The sequence below is a fragment of the Streptomyces sp. NPDC015127 genome, assembly GCF_043080095.1.
Classification (GTDB): Bacteria; Actinomycetota; Actinomycetes; order Streptomycetales; family Streptomycetaceae; genus Streptomyces.
Genome location: NZ_JBIBVE010000017.1, coordinates 22,391 through 40,580, shown reverse-complemented (window position 1 = coordinate 40,580; position 18,190 = coordinate 22,391). Strand labels below are relative to the sequence as shown.

Sequence of the window (18,190 nt, the reverse complement as noted above, 5' to 3'; positions counted from 1 at the left end):
GCGGGCCGGGCCGGTCCCTCGTGCCACCGCGCTGTGCGGGCCCGCGGGGTCAACCGGGTCCCCACTCCGCGGCGCACGCGCGAGTCGCAGCCCCGGAGTCCGCGGCCGCGGCCGCGGAGTCGGATACGCGAAGACCGCCGGAGGCGTTGCCTCCGGCGGTCTTTTCGTCGCGGGTCCGGCGTCAGCCCTTGCCGGCCGGTCTGGCGTCCGTGGGCGCGTCCCCGTCGGCGTCGACGGTCCCCTCGGCGTCGGTGGTCGCGTCGCCCGCCGGCCCGGCGTCCGCGGCCGCGACGCCGTCGCCGTCGGTGCCCTCCGAACTCTCGGCGCGCTCGGCGTTCGCGTCCCCGGCCTTCTTGGTCAGGTCCACCGCCGCGGGCTCCACGATCTCCTCACGGCCCGGGCGCAGCCGGGACGAGATCACCATGTAGATCACGGCCAGCAGGAAGACCACGATCGAGGTCCACACGTTCAGCCGCAGGCCCAGCACGTGGTGCGCCTCGTCGACCCGCATGTACTCGATCCAGCCGCGGCCCACGCAGTAGGAGGCGACGTAGAGCGCGAACGCCCGGCCGTGGCCCAGCTTGAAGCGGCGGTCGGCCCAGATCACGAGCAGCGCGACGCCGATGCACCACAGGGACTCGTAGAGGAAGGTCGGGTGGTAGAGGCCCGCCTCGCGGTTCGGCCCCTCGGTGATCTTCAGGGCCCAGGGCAGGTCGGTGGGCTTGCCGTACAGCTCCTGGTTGAACCAGTTGCCCCAGCGGCCGATGGCCTGGGCGAAGGCGATCGCGGGTGCGAGGGCGTCGGCCCACGCCGGGAGCGGGATGCCCCGGCGGCGGCAGCCGATCCAGGCGCCGACCGCGCCCAGCGCGATCGCGCCCCAGATACCGAGGCCGCCCTCCCAGATCTTGAAGGCGTCGACCCAGTTCTCACCCTCGCTGAAGTACAGCTGGTAGTCGGTGATCACGTGGTAGAGCCGGCCGCCGACGAGGCCGAAGGGCACGGCCCAGACAGCGATGTCGGCGACGGTGCCGGCCTTGCCGCCCCGGGCGACCCAGCGCTTGTTGCCGAACCAGACGGCTACGAAGACGCCGATGATGATGCAGAAGGCATAGCCGCGCAGCGGAAGCGGTCCGAGATGCACCACTCCGGTCGACGGGCTGGGAATGTAGGCGATGTCCATGGCAGCACCGACGCTACCGTGCCGGGTGGGACGTACGGCAACCCACCCGGCAACGTCTGGGTAACGAGCGCCCACCCGCGGTCGTACGGACAGGCCACGGGCGCGCCACCGCGGTGACGGGCGCGGTCAGGAGGCCGGCGCGCCCGGGGACGCGCCGGTGTCCGCCGTGGGCTGCTGCGTGCCGGGCTTCTTGCCCTTGTTCGCCTCCTCGACCCACTTCTTGAAGTTGGCCACGGAGATCTGCTCCTTGCCCTTCGTCGGGAAGATCGATTCGCCGTTGAGCTGCACCGTCGGTGTGCCGCGGAAGCCGCCCTTCTGGAAGGCCTCGTTGGACTTCACGACCCAGCTGTCGTGCTTGCCGTCCTCCACGCAGCTGCGGAAGGCGGGCGTGTCCAGGCCCGGGACCTTGCCTGCGAGCTCGATGAGCCGGTCGTTCTTCGCGTAGGCGTCGTCCGGCTCCGGCGGCTGGTTGACGAACAGCACGTCGTGGTACGCGGGGAACTTTCCGGCGTCCTGGGCGCAGGCCGCGGCGTTCGCCGCGCGCAGGGAGCCGCTGCCGCCCATGTTGCCGTCGATGAGGGTGGCGAGGTGGTACTCGACCTTGATCTTGCCCGCCCGCACCATCTCGTGGATCGTGTCCCGCAGGGCGTTCTCGAACTGGGCGCAGGCCGGGCAGCGGAAGTCCTCCCACACCGTGAGGGTGGAGGGCGCGTCGCTCGCGCCGACCGGGATCGCGAGCTGCTCCTCGCCCTGCGCACCGCTCGGCGCGGAGAGCGGACCGGCCTCCGACGAGCCGTCCTCGTCCTTGCCGCTGTTCGCCGCGATCAGGCCGACGACGGCGGCCAGGCCGAGGACTCCGACCACGGCCGAGGCCACGATCAGGGTCCGCCTGCGCTTCTCGCGCGCCCGGTCCCGTGCCCGTTCCTGCTGGAGCCGCTCGCGTGCGGTCCGCTGACGTTCTTGGTTCTCGCTCACAAACCGCAAACGAACCGGGGAGGCGTGGGCACGCCTCCCCGGTCCCACATCCACCCGTACGAGCTACGCGGTGCCGCGCACCCCCCGGGCGAGATCGCCCGCCAGTTCCCGTACGGCGTCGACGGCCGCGGTGTCGTCCGGCGCGTCCAGCATCCGCTTGACGAAGGCGGAGCCGACGATCACGCCGTCGGCGAAGGAGGCGACCTCGGCGGCCTGCTGCGGGTTGGACACACCGAGTCCGACGCAGACGGGCAGGTCGGTGGTGGCGCGAGTGCGGGCCACCAGGTCCTGGGCCTGGGCGCCAACCGACTCACGGGTGCCCGTGACGCCCATCAGGGAGGCCGCGTAGACGAAGCCGGAACCCGCCGCCGTGATCTTGGCGAGGCGCTCGTCCTTGCTGCTCGGAGCGACGACGAACACGGTGGCGAGACCGTGCTTCTCGGCGTGCTCCCTCCACAGGCCCGCCTCCTCGAACGGGAGGTCGGGCAGGATGCACCCGGCTCCGCCCGCTTCGGCGAGCTCGGCGGTGAACCGCTCCACGCCGTAGCGGTCGATCGGGTTCCAGTACGTCATCACCAGCACCGGCTTGCCCGTCGCCGCATGGGCCTCGCGGACCGTGCGCATCACGTCGGCGATACGGACACCGCCGCGCAGGGCGATGTCGTCGGCGGTCTGGATGACCGGCCCGTCGAGGACCGGGTCGCTGTGCGGCAGACCGACCTCGACGACGTCGGCGCCGCCGTCGAAGGCTGCCTTGACGGCCTCGATGCCGAGCTCGACGGTCGGGAAACCGGCGGGCAGGTAGGCGATGAGCGCGGCCCGGTTCTCGTTCCTCGCCGCCGCGAGCGTGTCGCTCAGAAGCTGGATGGTGCCGCTCACTTCACGTCCCCCTGGATCTCGGCGGCGCCGTTGTCGGCGGAGGCGTCGGCCTCGACCTGGGCGTCGGTGTCGTACAGCCCGAAGTAGCGGGCGGCGGTGTCCATGTCCTTGTCGCCGCGGCCGGACAGGTTGACCACGATCAGTCCGTCCCTGCCGAGCTCGCGGCCGACCTCCAGCGCACCGGCCAGCGCGTGCGCCGACTCGATGGCGGGGATGATGCCCTCGGTACGGGACAGCAACCGCAGCGCCTGCATGGCGGCGTCGTCCGTGACCGCGCGGTACTCGCCGCGGCCTGTGTCCTTGAGGTACGAGTGCTCGGGGCCGATGCCCGGGTAGTCGAGGCCGGCCGAGATCGAGTACGGCTCGGTGATCTGGCCCTCGTCGTCCTGGAGGACGTAGGAACGGGAGCCGTGCAGGATGCCCGGTTCGCCGGCGGTGAGGGTGGCCGCGTGCTCCCCGGTCTCGATGCCGTGCCCGGCCGGCTCGCAGCCGATCAGGCGGACGTCCGTGTCCGGGATGAAGGCGTGGAAGAGGCCGATGGCGTTCGACCCGCCGCCGACGCAGGCCACGGCGGCGTCGGGGAGGCGGCCGGCGCGCTCCAGGATCTGGCGCCGGGTCTCGACACCGATGACCCGGTGGAAGTCGCGCACCATCGCGGGGAAGGGGTGCGGGCCCGCGACCGTGCCGAAGAGGTAGTGGGTGTGGTCGACGTTGGCGACCCAGTCGCGGAACGCCTCGTTGATGGCGTCCTTGAGGGTGCGGCTGCCGGACTTCACGGCGACGACCTCGGCACCGAGCATCCGCATGCGGGCGACGTTGAGCGCCTGCCTCCGGGTGTCGATCTCGCCCATGTAGATGGTGCACTCGAGGCCGAACAGGGCGCAGGCGGTGGCCGTGGCCACTCCGTGCTGACCGGCTCCGGTCTCGGCGATGACGCGGGTCTTGCCCATGCGCCGGGTGAGCAGTGCCTGGCCCAGCACGTTGTTGATCTTGTGCGAGCCGGTGTGGTTGAGGTCCTCGCGCTTGAGGAAGACGCGCGCGCCGCCGGCGTGCTCGGCGAAGCGGGGCACCTCGGTGAGGGCGCTGGGACGACCGGTGTAGTTGACCATGAGTTCGCCGAGCTCGGCGGCGAAGGCGGGGTCGGACTTGGCCTTCTCGTACTCGACCGCGACCTCGTCGACGGCGGCGACGAGGGCCTCGGGGATGAACTTCCCGCCGAAGTCGCCGAAGTAGCCGGCGGGGCTGGGGACGCGACCCTCGGGGTCGGGGATGAAGTAGTCGCTGGACATGGCGACGCTGCTCCTTGTGTCGGGGCGGGGCCCCGGATGTGGGTGTGTCAGGGCGTCGGATGCGCGGCGCGGGGTCCTCTCCCCGCCCGTTCCCGTGACCGGGGCTCCCCCGGACCCTCTCAGGAGGAGCGTGAGGACACCGCGCGCAGCGCGGTACGGGGCCCCGGCCGAAGCCCGGCTGGGTTTCAGGGCTGGGTGGGAGAGAGCGGGTCTAGAGGCCCGCGCGCGCCGTGGCGCGCCATCGCATCCCGTTGACCTGGCCCGGCTCGTCGCCGATGACGTACCGCACCCGCCGGCCGTGCACCCGCCTCGCCGGCGCACGGCAGCCGCGCGGCCGGCAGCCGCGGGCCAGGCGCGCGTACGGGCCGCACGCCGGTGTCACCGCCGCCGCGGGCACGCCAAGGGCACCCGGGCGCGAGCCCGGGGTCGGTCGGCGGCGGACGGCGGTCATCTCGGGGTCAGTCCCGCCCGTGCCGCAGCGCGGGATGGGCACCCGCCGCCACCAGGTCGGCAACCGCCGACTTGGGGTCGCGGCCGGTGACCAGGGACTCGCCGACGAGCACGGCGTCCGCGCCCGCGTTGGCGTAGGCGATCAGGTCGTGCGGACCGCGCACGCCCGACTCGGCGACCTTGACGATGTGCGCCGGGATCTCGGGAGCGACCCGCTCGAACGTGGAGCGGTCGACCTTGAGCGTCTTCAGGTCGCGGGCGTTGACGCCGATGATCTTGGCGCCGGCGTCCACGGCACGCTCGACCTCGTCCTCGTCGTGCACCTCGACCAGCGGGGTGAGGCCGATGGACTCGGCGCGCTCGATCAGCGAGACGAGCGCCTCCTGCTCCAGCGCGGCGACGATCAGCAGCGCCAGGTCGGCGCCGTACGCGCGCGCCTCCCACAGCTGGTACGCGGTGACGATGAAGTCCTTGCGCAGCACCGGGATGTCGACCTTGGCCCGTACGGCCTCCAGGTCGGCGAGCGATCCGCCGAAGCGGCGCTGCTCGGTGAGCACGGAAATGACGGCCGCGCCGCCTGCCTCGTAGTCCGCGGCGAGCCCCGCCGGGTCGGCGATCGCGGCGAGCGCGCCCTTGGAGGGGCTGGAGCGCTTGACCTCGCAGATCACCTTGACGCCCTCACCGCGCAGGGCGGCCACGCCGTCCTTGGCCGCGGAAGCCTTGGCGGCGCGCTCCTTGAGCTCGTCGAGGCTGACACGCGCCTGCCGCTCGGCCATGTCGGCGCGCACACCTTCGATGATCTCGTCGAGCACACTCACGCGAGCGGCCCCCTTCCGGGACGGTGATGGTTAAGGATCAGCCAACTCGATGGTATCCGCAGCAGGGCCCGAGGTCCTCATCCGGTCGGCCGCTGTCCCACTACCTGGGACTTCATGGAGCGAGCGCGGATCCGAACGGCAGGTTCCGCACCACGCTGAAGATCAGCAGGGCGCCGCCCATGACCCACCACCAGCCGGGGGCGAGACCGACCCGCATCGGCCTGCCCCGAACGGCGCGAACCAGCCACACGGCCCAGACGGCGGCGAAGACGGCGTAGCCGACGACGGCGGCGGCGTTGGCGCCGAGGGCGGTGGCCAGATCGCCGTGGACGAAGGCGTGGGCGCTGCGGAGGCCGCCGCAGCCTGGGCAGTAGATGCCGGTGAAGCGGAGGAGGGGGCAGACGGGGTAGTGACCGGGCTCGTTGGGGTCGACGGCGCCGACGTAGGCGAAGGCGGCGACGACGCCGCTGAGCACGGCGAGGGGCACGGCCACGCGCCGCGCCGTCCCGCGCGGGGCGGGCCGCCCGCTCACGGGCACCGCGCCCGGCCCCCACTGCGCCGCAGCGGACCCGGCCCAGTCGCCGGACACCGTCGCGCGCCCGTGCGTGGCCGATGCGGCCGGACCGGGCGGCGTACCCGGCGCAGCAGCGGCCGCCCGCGGCGGCGTGGCGGGCTCCTGGGCAGCCGCCCCCGGCGTGGACGCGGGGGCGGGAGTCCGGGGCGAAGGGTGGTGCGGCGCGGTCATTTTGTGATTGTCACCGTTCCAGCAGAACGGCGCAGCCCGGTCGTCGTACCGTGCTGCGCCGCTTCGTGTGTCGGATCGTCACCGCGTCACGCGGTCGCCCGCTCCTGCTCGGCCGCGCGAGCCCTGGCCTGGACGACGTCCTCCGGCTCCTTCGGCGTGCCGAGGCCGGCCATCTTCATGGCGCCGCCGGCGATCGCGCCGAGTGCGATGAGGCCCGAACCGGCCCAGAAGCCGACCGGGTTGTCCGCCACCATGAAGACACCTGCGACGCAGAAGCCGATGAAGGAGAGGGTGACACCGGTCCAGGCGGCCGGGGTGTGTCCGTGGCTGCTGCCCGCCATGAGTTGCTCCTCGTGTGTGATGCGCTGTCGTGAGCTGGTGCTCGTGCTGAGCCGGACGCTCGCTGTCATTGTCCCGTACGACAACACGCGCGGTGAGCTGGGGTCACCCTTCGCGCGTCGGGTCCTCGCCGCGGTCCAGCGCCTTCCAGAGGTCCTCGGGCCGGTCGGGGTCCACGACGGGCGCCTTGCGGGGACGCGGGGTCCCGTCGCGCTCGTAGCGGCCGGACATGGCGGGCCACTGCCTGCCGTACCGCAGCGCCAGCACCCCGGCGAGCAGGATCAACAGGCCGCCGGCCGCGGTCGCGTAGGGCCAGGCGGTGTGCGTGAGCGCGTCGACCGTCGCGGCGGCGTCGCCCGTGGTGCGCGCCGCCTTCTCGTCGAGCGCGTCGCTGTCGGACGCGCCCAGCAGCGCGGCCAGCGCCGCGCCCGCACCGCTGAGTGCGAGGAGTCCGGAGACGACGACGCGGCCCGCGCTGCGGACGGCGAAGACGGCGACGAGCGCGGCGAGTCCGACGATCGCGAGGGCGGTGGGCACGCCCGTGACGTCCCCGCCGTCGGCTTCGAGCGAAACGGTTCCGCCGCCGACCGACGCGTGGCCCTCGGCCCAGACCTGCCCGGCGGCGAGCAGGACGACGGTCGCGCCGGCGGCGCCGAGGAGCAGGGCCGCGGCGAGGCTGCGACGGCTGTCGCTCGGGGCGGCCGCCGCGGCGGCGCGGGGCTGGGGTACGGGTACGGCACTCACGCGTCCACTATCCCTTACCGTCCCGCCGCGCCGTTCAGCCGGTTGGCGGTGTGGACGGCGCGCAGCACGGCCGCCGCCTTGTTGCGGCACTCGGTGTCCTCGGCGACCGGGTCGGAGTCGGCGACGACACCCGCTCCGGCCTGGACGTACGCCGTGCCGTCGCGCAGCAGCGCGGTCCTGATGGCGATGGCGGTGTCGGAGTCGCCCGCGAAGTCGAGGTAGCCGACGGCGCCGCCGTACAGCCCGCGCCGCGAGGGCTCCAGCTCGTCGATGATCTGCATCGCGCGGGGCTTGGGCGCCCCGGACAGGGTGCCCGCGGGGAAGCACGCGGTGAGGACGTCGAAGGCGGTACGGCCTTCGGCGACCTTGCCGGTCACGGTGGAGACGATGTGCATGACGTGGGAGTACCGCTCGATCGACATGAAGTCGACGACCTCGACGCTGCCGGGTTCGCAGACGCGGCCCAGGTCGTTGCGGCCGAGGTCGACGAGCATCAGGTGCTCGGCGCGTTCCTTGGGGTCGGCGAGCAGTTCCTCGGCGAGGTCGTGGTCCTCCTGCGGAGTGGCACCGCGCGGGCGGGTGCCGGCGATCGGGTGGACCATGGCGTGCCCGTCCTCGACCTTGACCAGCGCCTCGGGGCTGGAGCCGACGACGTCGAACCCCTCGAAGCGGAAGAGGTACATGTACGGGGAGGGGTTGGTGGCCCGCAGGACCCGGTAGACGTCCAGCGCGCTCGCCGCGCACGGGGTCTCGAACCGCTGGGAGGGGACAACCTGGAACGCCTCACCGGCCCGGATGCGCTCCTTGATGTCCTCGACGGCGTCCTGGTAGTCCCGCCCGCCCCACAGCGCGGAGAACTCGGGCAGTTCGGAGGGCGGCAGCGCGGCGGGCTCGGAGGCGAGCGGCCGGGCGAGGTCGGCCTCCATGGCGTCGAGGCGCGCGACGGCTCCGGCATACGCCTCGTCGACCCCGGTGTCGAGGCAGTTGTGGTTGATCGCGTTGGCGATCAGCAGGACGGTGCCGTCCCAGTGGTCGAGCACGGCGAGGTCCGAGGTGAGGAGCATCGTCAGCTCGGGCAGCCGCAGGTCGTCGCGTTCGCCGGGGCCGATCTTCTCGAGCCTGCGCACGATGTCGTAGCCGAGGTAGCCGACCATGCCGCCGGTGAAGGGGGGCATGCCCGACGCGAGGTCGCGCGGGGTGTGGAGCGTCTGCACGGTCTCGCGCAGGGCGGCGAGCGGGTCGCCGCCGGTGGGGACGCCGACGGGCGGGACGCCGAGCCAGTGCGCCTCGCCGTCGCGGACGGTGAGCGTCGCGTCGGAGCGTACGCCGATGAACGAGTAGCGCGACCAGGAGCGGCCGTTCTCCGCGGACTCCAGGAGGAACGTGCCGGGGCGCTCGGCGGCGAGCTTGCGGTAGAGCCCGACGGGTGTGTCGCCGTCCGCGAGCAGGCGGCGGCTGACGGGAATGACACGGCGGTCGGCGGCCAGCTTCCGGAAGGTCTCGAGATCCATGGCGGCAGACCCTACTTGCCGAGCGGCAGGACGTCGGCGTCGAAGCAGGTCCGGGCGCCGGTGTGGCACGCGGCGCCGACCTGGTCGACCTTGACGAGCACGGTGTCGGCGTCGCAGTCCAGGGCGACGGACTTCACGTGCTGGACATGGCCGGAGGTGTCGCCCTTGACCCAGTACTCCTGGCGGCTGCGGGACCAGTAGGTGCAGCGGCCGGTGGTCAGGGTGCGGTGCAGTGCCTCGTCGTCCATCCAGCCGAGCATCAGCACCTCACCGGTGTCGTACTGCTGGGCGATGGCGGGGAGGAGGCCGTCGGCGCTGCGCTTGAGGCGGGCGGCGATGGCGGGGTCGAGGCCACTGGCGGGGACACTGCTGGTCATGCGCCCATTGTGCCGTGCCGCGGGGTGGCCCGGACGGTGCGTCCACTGGGCGGACCCGGCGCGGCGGCCGTACGCTGGCGAGCATGTCGACCCATGCGAAGCGTGAACGACTTCTGCTCGCCGACCTGTTGGAGGCGGCGGGGCCGGAGGCCGCGACCCTGTGCCACGGCTGGACGACCCGGGAACTCGCGGCCCACGTGGTGATGCGCGAGCGCCGGCCTGACGCCGCGGGCGGGATCCTGATCAAGGCGCTCAAGGACCGTGCGGATCGGATCCGGGCGGAATTCGCGGCGAAGCCGTACGACGAGCTGGTCCAGCTGATCCGTACGGGTCCGCCGCGGATGTCTCCGTACGCGATCAAGCAGGTCGACGAGGCGGCGAACACGATCGAGTTCTTCGTCCACGCCGAGGACGTGCGCAGGGCGCAGCCGGACTGGACGCCGCGCGATCTCGACAAGGTCTTCGAGAACGTGCTGTGGTCGCGGCTGGAGAAGGGCGCGCGGCTGCTGGGGCGCAGGGCGCCGGTGGGTCTGGTGCTGCGCAGACCGGACGGGCAGACGGCGGTGGCACATCGCGGGACGCCGGTGGTGACGGTGACCGGGGAGCCCGGCGAGCTGACGCTGTTCGCCTTCGGACGTCAGGAAGCCGCGCGGGTGGACCTGGAGGGCGACACGGACGCGATCGCACGGGTGCGCAGGGCCGAGCTCGGCGTATAGGGCTGTTTGGCGGACCCACGAGGCGAGCCCGCGTTCCAGCGGGGTGCGGAAGCTGGGTGACGCGGACGTCGCCGAGCCGGTCCGCCAGCAGGCGGGCCTCCCGCTCGACGGCGGCGCGGGCCTCGCCGCCGGCGTCGGTGAGCAGCCGGTGGTGGATGCGTCCGGCGCAGTTCGACGTCGGCCGCGTCGGTGATGCGCATCCGGACAGCCCCTGGGGGGACGGTGGCGGGATCGGTGGCGTGCAGGGCGACCAGGGCCTCGGTGGCGTCCTCGGCGCGCGCCGCCCGGGCTGAGGAGGTGGCGGATGCCGAGGCGGGCCCGCCGTTCGGCAGCCGTGATCGTCCGGGTGGTCCCGGGCACCGCGCATCATCCCCTCGGGACCGTCGGTCTCGGCGCGGACCCACGGTACGTCTCGGGGCGGGACGGTGTGGGCGTTCGACGCATCCGCCGGCGCAGGGGGCAGGACATGCCGAAGGGGTCCCGGGACGTGTTCCCGGGACCCCTTCGCCGCAGGGTCAGCGGACCGGGTGGCCCGCCGCCCGCAGTGTGTCCTTGACCTGCCCGATCCGCAGATCGCCGAAGTGGAACACGGAGGCGGCGAGCACCGCGTCCGCGCCCGCCTCGACGGCCGGCGGGAAGTCGGCCAGCTTGCCGGCGCCGCCGGACGCGATCACCGGGATCGTCACGTGCTTCCGCACGGCCGCGATCATCTCGGTGTCGTAGCCGTCCTTGGTGCCGTCGGCGTCCATCGAGTTGAGCAGGATCTCGCCGGCGCCCAGCTCGGCGGCCCGGTGCGCCCACTCGACGGCGTCGATGCCGGTGCCCTTGCGGCCGCCGTGGGTGGTGACCTCGAACGACCCCGAAGCGGTGCGCCGTGCGTCGACGGACAGCACCAGCACCTGGCGGCCGAACCGCTCGGCGATCTCGCGGATCAGGTCGGGGCGGGCGATGGCCGCGGTGTTGACGCCGACCTTGTCGGCGCCCGCCCGCAGCAGCTTGTCGACGTCCTCGGCGCTGCGCACCCCGCCGCCGACGGTGAGCGGGATGAAGACCTGCTCGGCGGTGCGGCGCACCACGTCGTAGGTGGTCTCCCGGTTTCCGGACGAGGCGGTGATGTCGAGGAAGGTGAGCTCGTCGGCGCCTTCGGCGTCGTACAGCTTGGCCATCTCGACGGGGTCGCCCGCGTCGCGCAGGTTCTGGAAGTTGACGCCCTTGACGACCCGGCCGGCGTCGACGTCCAGGCAGGGGATCACACGGACCGCGAGAGTCATGCGGCACCTCCTTCGGTTCCGGTGGCCCGGTACGCCTCGACCTCGACCTCGACGACGAGCGAGGGGTCGATGAAGCCGGAGACGATGAGCATCGACGCGGCCGGACGGACCGCGCCGAACAACTCCTTGTGTGCGCGGCCCACTTCGTCCACGTCCCGGGCATGGGTGATGTACATACGGGTCCGCACCACGTCCTCGACGCCGAGGCCGAGTTGCTTCAGTGCGTCGATCGCCACTCCGAAGGCGGTCGTCGTCTGCTCGAACGGTCCGCCCGCGGAGATCTCGCCGCCGACGATCGACGTGCAGCCGGAGACGAGGACGAGGCCGTTCGGCAGCTGGACGGCGCGGGAGTAGCCGAAGGACTCCTCCCACGGACCGCCCGAGCCGACCCGGCGTACGTCGTCCGTCATACGGACACCGCCGCGAGGGCCTCTTCCAGCGTGAACGCCTTGGCGTACAGCGCCTTGCCGACGATCGCGCCCTCGACGCCCTCGGGCACCAGGGCGGCCAGCGCGCGCAGGTCGTCGAGGGAGGAGACGCCGCCGGAGGCGACGACGGGCTTGTCGGTGGCGGCGCAGACGTTCTTCAGCAGCTCCAGGTTGGGCCCCTGGAGCGTGCCGTCCTTGGCGATGTCGGTGACGACGTACCGGGCGCAGCCCTCGGAGTCGAGGCGGGCCAGGGTCTCGTACAGGTCGCCGCCGTCGCGGGTCCAGCCGCGGCCGCGCAGGGTGGTGCCCCGCACGTCGAGGCCGACGGCGATCCGGTCGCCGTACTGGGCGATGACCTTGGCGACCCACTCGGGGGTCTCCAGCGCGGCGGTGCCCAGGTTGACGCGGCGGCAGCCGGTGGCGAGCGCGGCCTCGAGGGAGGCGTCGTCGCGGATGCCGCCGGACAGCTCGACCTTGAGGCCGTGATCCGCCATGCTCCCTGCGACCTCGGCGATCAGGTCGCGGTTGTCGCCTGTGCCGAAGGCGGCGTCCAGGTCGACGAGGTGCAGCCACTCGGCGCCCGCGCGCTGCCAGGCGAGGGCGGCCTCCAGCGGCGAGCCGTAGGAGGTCTCCGTACCGGACTCGCCATGGACGAGTCGGACGGCCTGGCCGTCACGGACGTCGACTGCGGGGAGGAGTTCAAGCTTCGGCATCAGAGCGTCTCGATCCAATTGGTCAGCAGCTGGGCGCCGGCGTCGCCGGACTTCTCGGGGTGGAACTGGGTGGCCCACAGCGCGCCGTTCTCGACGGCGGCGACGAAGGGCTCGCCGTGCGTGGCCCAGGTGACCTTGGGCGCGCGCATGGCGGCGTTGGTGGCCTCGAAGTTCCACTCGTGCACCGCGTAGGAGTGCACGAAGTAGAACCGCGCGTCGTCGTCGAGCCCGGCGAAGAGCTCGCTGTCGGCGGGCGCGTCGACGGTGTTCCAGCCCATGTGGGGCACGATCGGGGCCTTCAGCGGCCCGACGGTACCGGGCCACTCGTCGAGGCCGTCGGTCTCCACACCGTGCTCGATGCCGCGCGCGAACAGGATCTGCATGCCGACGCAGATGCCCATGACGGGCCGGCCGCCGGAGAGCCTGCGGTCGACGATCCAGTGGCCGCGGGCCCCGGTCAGGCCCTCCATGCAGGCCGCGAAGGCGCCGACGCCGGGGACGAGGAGTCCGTCGGCGTTCATGGCCTTGTCGTAGTCGCGGGTGATCTCGACGTCCGCGCCGACGCGCGCGAGGGCGCGCTCGGCCGAACGGACGTTGCCGAAGCCGTAGTCGAAGACGACGACCTTCTTCTGTGCGCTCATTGCCAGATCCCCTGAATCCGCAGGATGCCGGCGACCAGGCACATCGCGGAGGCCGCGGCCAGCAGCACGATGGGCCCCTTGGGCATCTTCTGTTTGGAGAAGGAGTACACACCGCCGGCGAGGAACAGCCCGACGACGATGAGGATGGTGGACAGGCCGGTCATCGTGTTAGAGCGCGCCCTTCGTGGAGGGGAGGATGCCGGCGGCGCGCGGGTCGCGCTCCGAGGCGTAGCGCAGGGCGCGGGCAAGGGCCTTGAACTGGCACTCGACGATGTGGTGCGCGTTGCGCCCGTACGGGACGTGGACGTGCAGGGCGATCTGCGCCTGGGCGACGAAGGACTCCAGGATGTGCCGGGTCATCGTCGTGTCGTAGCTGCCGATCATCGGCGCCATGTTCTCGGGCTCGGTGTGCACCAGGTACGGGCGGCCCGAGAGGTCGACGGTGACCTGCGCGAGGGACTCGTCCAGCGGCACGGTGCAGTTGCCGAAGCGGTAGATGCCGACCTTGTCGCCGAGGGCCTGCTTGAAGGCGGCGCCGAGTGCGAGGGCGGTGTCCTCGATGGTGTGGTGGGTGTCGATGTGCAGGTCGCCGTCGGTCTTGACGGTCAGGTCGAACAGACCGTGCCGGCCGAGCTGGTCCAGCATGTGGTCGAAGAAGCCGACGCCGGTGGCGACGTCGACCTTGCCGGTGCCGTCGAGGTCGATCTCGACGACGACGGAGGTCTCCTTGGTGGTGCGCTCGACCCGTCCAGTGCGGCTCATGAGCTCTGCTCCTTCTTCAGTGCGCGAACCGCATCGAGGAACGCGTCGTTCTCTTGGGGCGTGCCGGCGGTGACCCGCAGCCAGCCCGGTACGCCGTTGTCACGGACCAGGACGCCCCGGTCGAGGATCTTCTGCCACACCGCGTGGGCGCCGCCCTCGCCGTCGAACCGCCCGAACTGCACGAAGTTGGCGTCGGAGTCGGTGACCTCGTAGCCGATGGCGCGCAGCTCGTCGACCAGCCGGTCCCGCTCGGTCTTCAGCTGTTCGACGTACCCGAGCAGCGTATCGGTGTGCTCCAGGGCGGCCAGCGCGGTGGCCTGGGTGACGGCGGACAGGTGGTACGGCAGGCGCACCAGCTGGACGGCGTCGACCACCGCGGGGTGGGCGGCGAGGTAGCCGAGACGCAGCCCGGCCGCGCCGAACGCCTTCGACATCGTGCGCGAGATCACCAGGTTCGGCCGGCCCTCGATCAGCGGCAGCAGCGAGGGGTGGTGGCTGAACTCCACGTACGCCTCGTCCACCACCACGAGGGACGGCTTGGCCGCCTGCGCCGCCTCGTACAGCGCGAGGACGGTGTCGGCGTCGACCGCGGAACCGGTGGGGTTGTTGGGCGTGGTGACGAAGACGACGTCGGGGCGGTGCTCGGCGATGGCGGCCTGCGCCGCGCCGACGTCGATGGTGAAGTCGTCGTTGCGCGGGCCGGAGATCCAGCCGGTGCCGGTGCCGCGGGAGATCAGGCCGTGCATGGAGTACGACGGCTCGAAGCCGATGGCGGTCCTGCCCGGTCCGGCGAAGGTCTGCAGCAGCTGCTGGATGACCTCGTTGGAGCCGTTGGCGGCCCAGACGTTGGCGAGGCCGACCTCGTGTCCGGTGGTGCGGGTGAGATAGGCGGCGAGCTCGGTGCGCAGCTCGACCGCGTCGCGGTCGGGGTAGCGATTGAGCCCGCGGGCGGCGTCGCGGACCCGCTCGGCGATGCGCTCGACGAGCGGCTCGGGCAGCGGGTACGGGTTCTCGTTGGTGTTCAGCCGGACGGGGACGTCGAGCTGGGGCGCCCCGTAGGGGGACTTGCCGCGCAGCTCGTCCCGGATCGGCAGTTCGTCCCAAGGGGACGAGGGGGTGTTTCCGATGTTCTCGCTCACTGTCCCGGCACCTTCCAGCCGAACCGGGCCTTCATCGCCGCCCCGTGCGCGGGGAGGTCCTCCGCATCGGCCAGCGTCACCACGTGGTGGGTGACCTCGGCGAGCGCGTCGCGCGTGTAGTCCACGATGTGGATGCCGCGCAGGAAGGACTGCACGGACAGGCCCGAGGAGTGGCAGGCGCAGCCGCCGGTCGGCAGGACGTGGTTGGAGCCGGCGGCGTAGTCGCCGAGGGAGACGGGCGCCCACGGGCCGACGAAGATCGCGCCGGCGTTGCGGACGCGGGCCGCGACGTCGGAGGCGTCCGCAGTCTGGATCTCCAGGTGCTCGGCGCCGTACGCGTCGACGACCTTGAGGCCGTCGTCCAGCCCGCTGACCAGGACGATCGCGGACTGACGGCCGGCGAGGGCCGGCTTGATCCGGTCCTCGACGTGCTTGGTGGCCGCGACCTGCGGCCCCAGCTCGCGCTCGACCGCGGCGGCGAGCTCCTCGGAGTCGGTGACGAGCACGGCCGCGGCCAGCGGGTCGTGCTCGGCCTGGCTGATCAGGTCGGCGGCGACGTGCACCGGGTCGGCCGTCGCATCGGCGAGGATCGCGATCTCGGTGGGGCCGGCCTCGGCGTCGATGCCGATGCGGCCGGTGAAGTACCGCTTGGCCGCGGCGACCCAGATGTTGCCGGGGCCGGTGACCATGTTGGCCGCGGGGCAGGACTCGGTGCCGTACGCGAACATCGCGACGGCGGTGGCGCCGCCGACCGCGTACACCTCGTCGACGCCGAGCAGCGCGCACGCCGCGAGGATCGTGGGGTGGGGAAGGCCGCCGAACTCCTTCTGCGCGGGGGACGCCAGCGCGATGGACGGGACGCCGGCCTCCTGCGCGGGCACCACGTTCATGATCACGGAGGAGGGGTAGACGGACCGGCCGCCGGGGGCGTAGAGCCCGACGCGGTCGACGGGGACCCACTTCTCGGTGACGGTGCCGCCGGGGACGACCTGCGTGGTGTGGTCCTTGCGGCGCTGGGCGCGGTGGACGATCCTGGCGCGCCGGATCGACTCCTCCAGGGCGGCCCTGACCTCGGAGTCGAGCTCCGCCAGCGCCCGGGTCAGGGCGGCGGCGGGCACCCGCACCTGGTCGAGGATCACTCCGTCGAAGGTCTCCGCGTACTCGATCAGCGCCGCGTCGCCACGATGATGCACGGCCTCGCAGATCGGCCGCACTTTCTCCAGTGCGGCTTCCACGTCGAACTCGGCACGGGGCAGCAGGTCGCGCAGAGCGCCACCCTCCGGGAGGGCGTCGCCGCGCAGATCGATTCGAGAGATCACGAGACCAATTCTCTCAGACTGGATCCGGCGGTTGTCTTCCGTATCAGTGGCTGATACGGAAGCGCCCGTCACCCGCCTCCCATGCCTCCCGGAGGCCAAAAACAGCCACCCCCGTCATCTCCGGCCGACCATCACCACTAGCGTTCAGGCCGTCACTCAGCGGGAAGAACAGCTGTACGAGCCAACGAGCGGAGGAGCGGCAGTGACCGAGCCGCTTGACGACGGGCCCCCGGAGGGACTGAGCCCGACCGAGCAGCACATGTGGAACGCCTTCAGAAACGGAAGCACGTACGACCTCAGCGACACCGATCCCCTGCTGAACGATCCGTTCTCCCCCCGCCCCTGGGGCCCCGAGCGCAGCGTCCGCGCGTCCACCGTGGCGCGTCTGCTGCTGAACGGGCCGTCCGCGCGGCCGGGCCGGGTCGCCGCGCTCAAGCTCCGCGGCGTCCAGATCACCGGCACGCTCAAGCTCGCCGGCGGCAGCATCGGCCCCTACGTGGAGCTCCACGGCTGCCGTTTCGAGAACGAGCTGCTGATGCCGGAGGCGCACTTCACGACCGTGCGCCTGGTCAGCTGCGCGATCCCGCGCGTCGAGGCCGCGCGGCTGCGCACGGAGGGCGATCTCCACATGCCGCGGTGCCGGGTGGAGCACGGCATCCGGCTCACCGACGCGCAGATCGGCACGGACCTGCTGATCAACCAGATCCATGTCCGTCCGGACCGCCGCGGGCGCGCGATCACCGCGGACGGCATGTCGGTCGCCCAGGACTTACAGGCCGAACTGATCGAGACCTACGGGGAGTTCAGCCTGCGCGGCGCGAAGATCGGGGTCTCGCTCAGTCTGCGGGGCAGCCGGCTGCGGGCCGCCGCGGAGCGGCGCGCGCTGAACGCACCGCAGTTGAGCGTGGAGCGCACGCTGTACATGACGGGCGCCTGGGTGAGCGTCGCCACCGGCAACCAGGGCGCCACTCCCCCGTTCGGGATCAACGCCGCGGGGACGCCGGCGCGCGGGTCGCGGCTCCAGCCCTTCGAGTGCTACGGCGGGGTGCGTCTGGACGACGGGCGGTTCGGTGACGCGGTCGACCTGAACCGCGCGCGGTTCGTGCTGAGTCCCCACGAGGAGCTGTCCCTGCGCCGGATCACGACACCGGAGCTGCGGTTCAACGCGGAGCGCCCCGAGGAGGGCCGGGTCGTGCTGAACGGCGCCAAGGTGGTGACGCTGATCGACCTCGCGGCGAGCTGGCCGGGGCCGGGCGGTCTGGCGATGGGCGGCTTCGTCTACGAGAACCTCGTCCCGTACGAGGACTTCCCGTTGTCGCGCCGGCTGGAGTGGGTGGCCTCGGCGACGCCGGAGTACTCCCCGGAGCCGTACGAACGGCTCGCGACGGTGCTGCGCAACAGCGGCGAGGACGCGGACGCCCGCGAAGTGCTGCTGGCAAAGCAGCGCCGGCGACGGGAGACGCTGCCGCTGGCCGCGAAGCTGTGGGGCTATATCCAGGACTGGACCGTGGCGTACGGCTACCGGCCCGGGCGGGCGGCGCTGTGGATGGCGGTGCTGTGGGCGGCGGGAGCGATCGCTTTCGCGCAGGTGGCCCCGGAGCCGATCAAAAAAGAGGAACACCCCGAATGGAATCCGGCTCTGTATGCGCTGGATCTGCTCATTCCGGTGATCAATCTCGGCCAGGACGGCTATTGGAGACTTGACTCGCACTGGCAATGGGCTTCGGCGGCACTGGTGCTTCTCGGGTGGATTCTGGCGACCACGGTGGCGGCGGGAGCCTCCCGTCTGCTGCGCCGCGGATGAGGCGTGAAGGAGCGTTTCTTTACGCTGTCTTGACCTGCTCCCGAGCAACCTTTCCGCCGCTACCAAAGATTCACAGGTGGCCTCTGGCGC

At 72.1% G+C, this 18,190-nt stretch carries 22 protein-coding genes; 3 read left to right on the top strand and 19 right to left on the bottom strand.

The features are described 5' to 3' along the window. Positions 1–181: 181 nt before the first annotated feature. From lgt to hisI, 11 genes are all read right to left on the bottom strand, one after another. Complete coding sequence (gene lgt, locus ACF08N_RS29670) at positions 182–1,180, bottom strand: prolipoprotein diacylglyceryl transferase (protein ID WP_392327794.1); 999 nt, start codon at positions 1,178–1,180, stop codon at positions 182–184. A gap of 126 nt (positions 1,181–1,306) precedes the next feature. Then, entirely contained in the window at positions 1,307–2,155 is an 849-nt protein-coding gene (locus ACF08N_RS29665; protein WP_392327793.1) for a DsbA family protein, read from the bottom strand. 63 nt (positions 2,156–2,218) lie between these two features. Beyond that, a complete protein-coding gene (trpA, locus tag ACF08N_RS29660; protein WP_392327792.1) occupies positions 2,219–3,034 on the bottom strand; it encodes a tryptophan synthase subunit alpha in 816 nt (271 codons plus the stop codon). After that, positions 3,031–4,323 carry a tryptophan synthase subunit beta gene (gene trpB, locus ACF08N_RS29655; protein ID WP_392327791.1) on the bottom strand — a complete coding sequence of 431 codons (1,293 nt, stop codon included), beginning with the start codon at positions 4,321–4,323 and terminating at the stop codon, positions 3,031–3,033. Before trpB ends, trpA begins: the two co-directional genes overlap by 4 nt. Positions 4,324–4,534: 211 nt before the next feature. Further along, positions 4,535–4,774 (bottom strand): tryptophan biosynthesis modulator TrpM, encoded by a 240-nt coding sequence (gene trpM, locus ACF08N_RS29650; RefSeq protein WP_392327790.1) that lies wholly within the window; start codon positions 4,772–4,774, stop codon positions 4,535–4,537. Positions 4,775–4,781: 7 nt separating this feature from the next. Further along, entirely contained in the window at positions 4,782–5,591 is an 810-nt protein-coding gene (trpC, locus tag ACF08N_RS29645; protein WP_392327789.1) for an indole-3-glycerol phosphate synthase TrpC, read from the bottom strand. A gap of 112 nt (positions 5,592–5,703) precedes the next feature. Continuing rightward, positions 5,704–6,336, bottom strand: a complete 633-nt coding sequence (locus ACF08N_RS29640; RefSeq protein WP_392327788.1) for a DUF2752 domain-containing protein — start codon at positions 6,334–6,336, stop codon at positions 5,704–5,706. Positions 6,337–6,422: 86 nt separating this feature from the next. Next, positions 6,423–6,677 (bottom strand): HGxxPAAW family protein, encoded by a 255-nt coding sequence (locus ACF08N_RS29635; RefSeq protein ID WP_392327787.1) that lies wholly within the window; start codon positions 6,675–6,677, stop codon positions 6,423–6,425. Between the two features lie 103 nt (positions 6,678–6,780). Next, positions 6,781–7,419 (bottom strand): TIGR02234 family membrane protein, encoded by a 639-nt coding sequence (locus ACF08N_RS29630; protein ID WP_392327786.1) that lies wholly within the window; start codon positions 7,417–7,419, stop codon positions 6,781–6,783. Positions 7,420–7,433: 14 nt separating this feature from the next. Further along, positions 7,434–8,930 carry an anthranilate synthase component I gene (locus ACF08N_RS29625; protein WP_392327785.1) on the bottom strand — a complete coding sequence of 499 codons (1,497 nt, stop codon included), beginning with the start codon at positions 8,928–8,930 and terminating at the stop codon, positions 7,434–7,436. Positions 8,931–8,941: 11 nt separating this feature from the next. Further along, entirely contained in the window at positions 8,942–9,307 is a 366-nt protein-coding gene (hisI, locus tag ACF08N_RS29620; RefSeq protein WP_392327784.1) for a phosphoribosyl-AMP cyclohydrolase, read from the bottom strand. An 83-nt stretch (positions 9,308–9,390) separates the two neighbouring features. Here hisI and ACF08N_RS29615 point away from each other — a divergent pair, with 83 nt between their 5' ends. Then, positions 9,391–10,023 (top strand): TIGR03085 family metal-binding protein, encoded by a 633-nt coding sequence (locus ACF08N_RS29615; protein ID WP_392327783.1) that lies wholly within the window; start codon positions 9,391–9,393, stop codon positions 10,021–10,023. A gap of 155 nt (positions 10,024–10,178) precedes the next feature. Beyond that, positions 10,179–10,316, top strand: coding sequence for a hypothetical protein (locus tag ACF08N_RS29610; protein ID WP_392327782.1), 138 nt, complete (start codon positions 10,179–10,181; stop codon positions 10,314–10,316). A gap of 222 nt (positions 10,317–10,538) precedes the next feature. Here the strand turns inward: ACF08N_RS29610 and hisF are convergent, their stop codons facing one another. Genes hisF through hisD form a run of 8 tightly spaced genes read right to left on the bottom strand, consistent with a single transcriptional unit; the run spans position 10,539 to position 16,296 of the window. Beyond that, on the bottom strand, positions 10,539–11,294 hold the full coding sequence (gene hisF, locus ACF08N_RS29605; RefSeq protein WP_392327781.1) for an imidazole glycerol phosphate synthase subunit HisF: 756 nt from the start codon (positions 11,292–11,294) through the stop codon (positions 10,539–10,541). Continuing rightward, positions 11,291–11,704 (bottom strand): RidA family protein, encoded by a 414-nt coding sequence (locus tag ACF08N_RS29600; RefSeq protein WP_392327780.1) that lies wholly within the window; start codon positions 11,702–11,704, stop codon positions 11,291–11,293. Before ACF08N_RS29600 ends, hisF begins: the two co-directional genes overlap by 4 nt. After that, the gene (priA, locus tag ACF08N_RS29595) at positions 11,701–12,435 is read right to left on the bottom strand and encodes a bifunctional 1-(5-phosphoribosyl)-5-((5-phosphoribosylamino)methylideneamino)imidazole-4-carboxamide isomerase/phosphoribosylanthranilate isomerase PriA (protein WP_392327779.1); all 735 of its coding nucleotides are present in this window, start codon (positions 12,433–12,435) and stop codon (positions 11,701–11,703) included. The genes ACF08N_RS29600 and priA overlap by 4 nt, the downstream gene beginning before the upstream one ends. Further along, positions 12,435–13,076, bottom strand: a complete 642-nt coding sequence (gene hisH / locus ACF08N_RS29590; RefSeq protein WP_392327778.1) for an imidazole glycerol phosphate synthase subunit HisH — start codon at positions 13,074–13,076, stop codon at positions 12,435–12,437. Before hisH ends, priA begins: the two co-directional genes overlap by 1 nt. After that, positions 13,073–13,240, bottom strand: a complete 168-nt coding sequence (locus ACF08N_RS29585) for a hypothetical protein (protein WP_392327777.1) — start codon at positions 13,238–13,240, stop codon at positions 13,073–13,075. Before ACF08N_RS29585 ends, hisH begins: the two co-directional genes overlap by 4 nt. A gap of 4 nt (positions 13,241–13,244) precedes the next feature. Continuing rightward, a complete protein-coding gene (gene hisB, locus ACF08N_RS29580; protein WP_392327776.1) occupies positions 13,245–13,838 on the bottom strand; it encodes an imidazoleglycerol-phosphate dehydratase HisB in 594 nt (197 codons plus the stop codon). Next, entirely contained in the window at positions 13,835–14,977 is a 1,143-nt protein-coding gene (locus ACF08N_RS29575) for a histidinol-phosphate transaminase (protein WP_392327775.1), read from the bottom strand. Before ACF08N_RS29575 ends, hisB begins: the two co-directional genes overlap by 4 nt. Further along, complete coding sequence (gene hisD, locus ACF08N_RS29570; protein WP_392327774.1) at positions 14,974–16,296, bottom strand: histidinol dehydrogenase; 1,323 nt, start codon at positions 16,294–16,296, stop codon at positions 14,974–14,976. Before hisD ends, ACF08N_RS29575 begins: the two co-directional genes overlap by 4 nt. Positions 16,297–16,498: 202 nt before the next feature. On the opposite strand from hisD, the gene ACF08N_RS29565 reads away from it, so the two are divergent. Then, positions 16,499–18,100: an oxidoreductase gene (locus tag ACF08N_RS29565; protein WP_392327773.1), complete on the top strand. Its 1,602-nt coding sequence runs from the start codon at positions 16,499–16,501 to the stop codon at positions 18,098–18,100. Positions 18,101–18,190: the final 90 nt, after the last annotated feature.

Coding starts and splice junctions, on each gene's coding strand:
- lgt (WP_392327794.1), bottom strand. CDS start 1,180: ATGGACATCGCCTACATTCCCAGCCCGTCGACCGGAGTGGTGCATCTC.
- trpB (WP_392327791.1), bottom strand. CDS start 4,323: ATGTCCAGCGACTACTTCATCCCCGACCCCGAGGGTCGCGTCCCCAGC.
- trpM (WP_392327790.1), bottom strand. CDS start 4,774: ATGACCGCCGTCCGCCGCCGACCGACCCCGGGCTCGCGCCCGGGTGCC.
- ACF08N_RS29640 (WP_392327788.1), bottom strand. CDS start 6,336: ATGACCGCGCCGCACCACCCTTCGCCCCGGACTCCCGCCCCCGCGTCC.
- ACF08N_RS29635 (WP_392327787.1), bottom strand. CDS start 6,677: ATGGCGGGCAGCAGCCACGGACACACCCCGGCCGCCTGGACCGGTGTC.
- ACF08N_RS29625 (WP_392327785.1), bottom strand. CDS start 8,930: ATGGATCTCGAGACCTTCCGGAAGCTGGCCGCCGACCGCCGTGTCATT.
- hisI (WP_392327784.1), bottom strand. CDS start 9,307: ATGACCAGCAGTGTCCCCGCCAGTGGCCTCGACCCCGCCATCGCCGCC.
- ACF08N_RS29615 (WP_392327783.1), top strand. CDS start 9,391: ATGTCGACCCATGCGAAGCGTGAACGACTTCTGCTCGCCGACCTGTTG.
- ACF08N_RS29610 (WP_392327782.1), top strand. CDS start 10,179: ATGCGTCCGGCGCAGTTCGACGTCGGCCGCGTCGGTGATGCGCATCCG.
- hisF (WP_392327781.1), bottom strand. CDS start 11,294: ATGACTCTCGCGGTCCGTGTGATCCCCTGCCTGGACGTCGACGCCGGC.
- ACF08N_RS29600 (WP_392327780.1), bottom strand. CDS start 11,704: ATGACGGACGACGTACGCCGGGTCGGCTCGGGCGGTCCGTGGGAGGAG.
- priA (WP_392327779.1), bottom strand. CDS start 12,435: ATGCCGAAGCTTGAACTCCTCCCCGCAGTCGACGTCCGTGACGGCCAG.
- hisH (WP_392327778.1), bottom strand. CDS start 13,076: ATGAGCGCACAGAAGAAGGTCGTCGTCTTCGACTACGGCTTCGGCAAC.
- ACF08N_RS29585 (WP_392327777.1), bottom strand. CDS start 13,240: ATGACCGGCCTGTCCACCATCCTCATCGTCGTCGGGCTGTTCCTCGCC.
- hisB (WP_392327776.1), bottom strand. CDS start 13,838: ATGAGCCGCACTGGACGGGTCGAGCGCACCACCAAGGAGACCTCCGTC.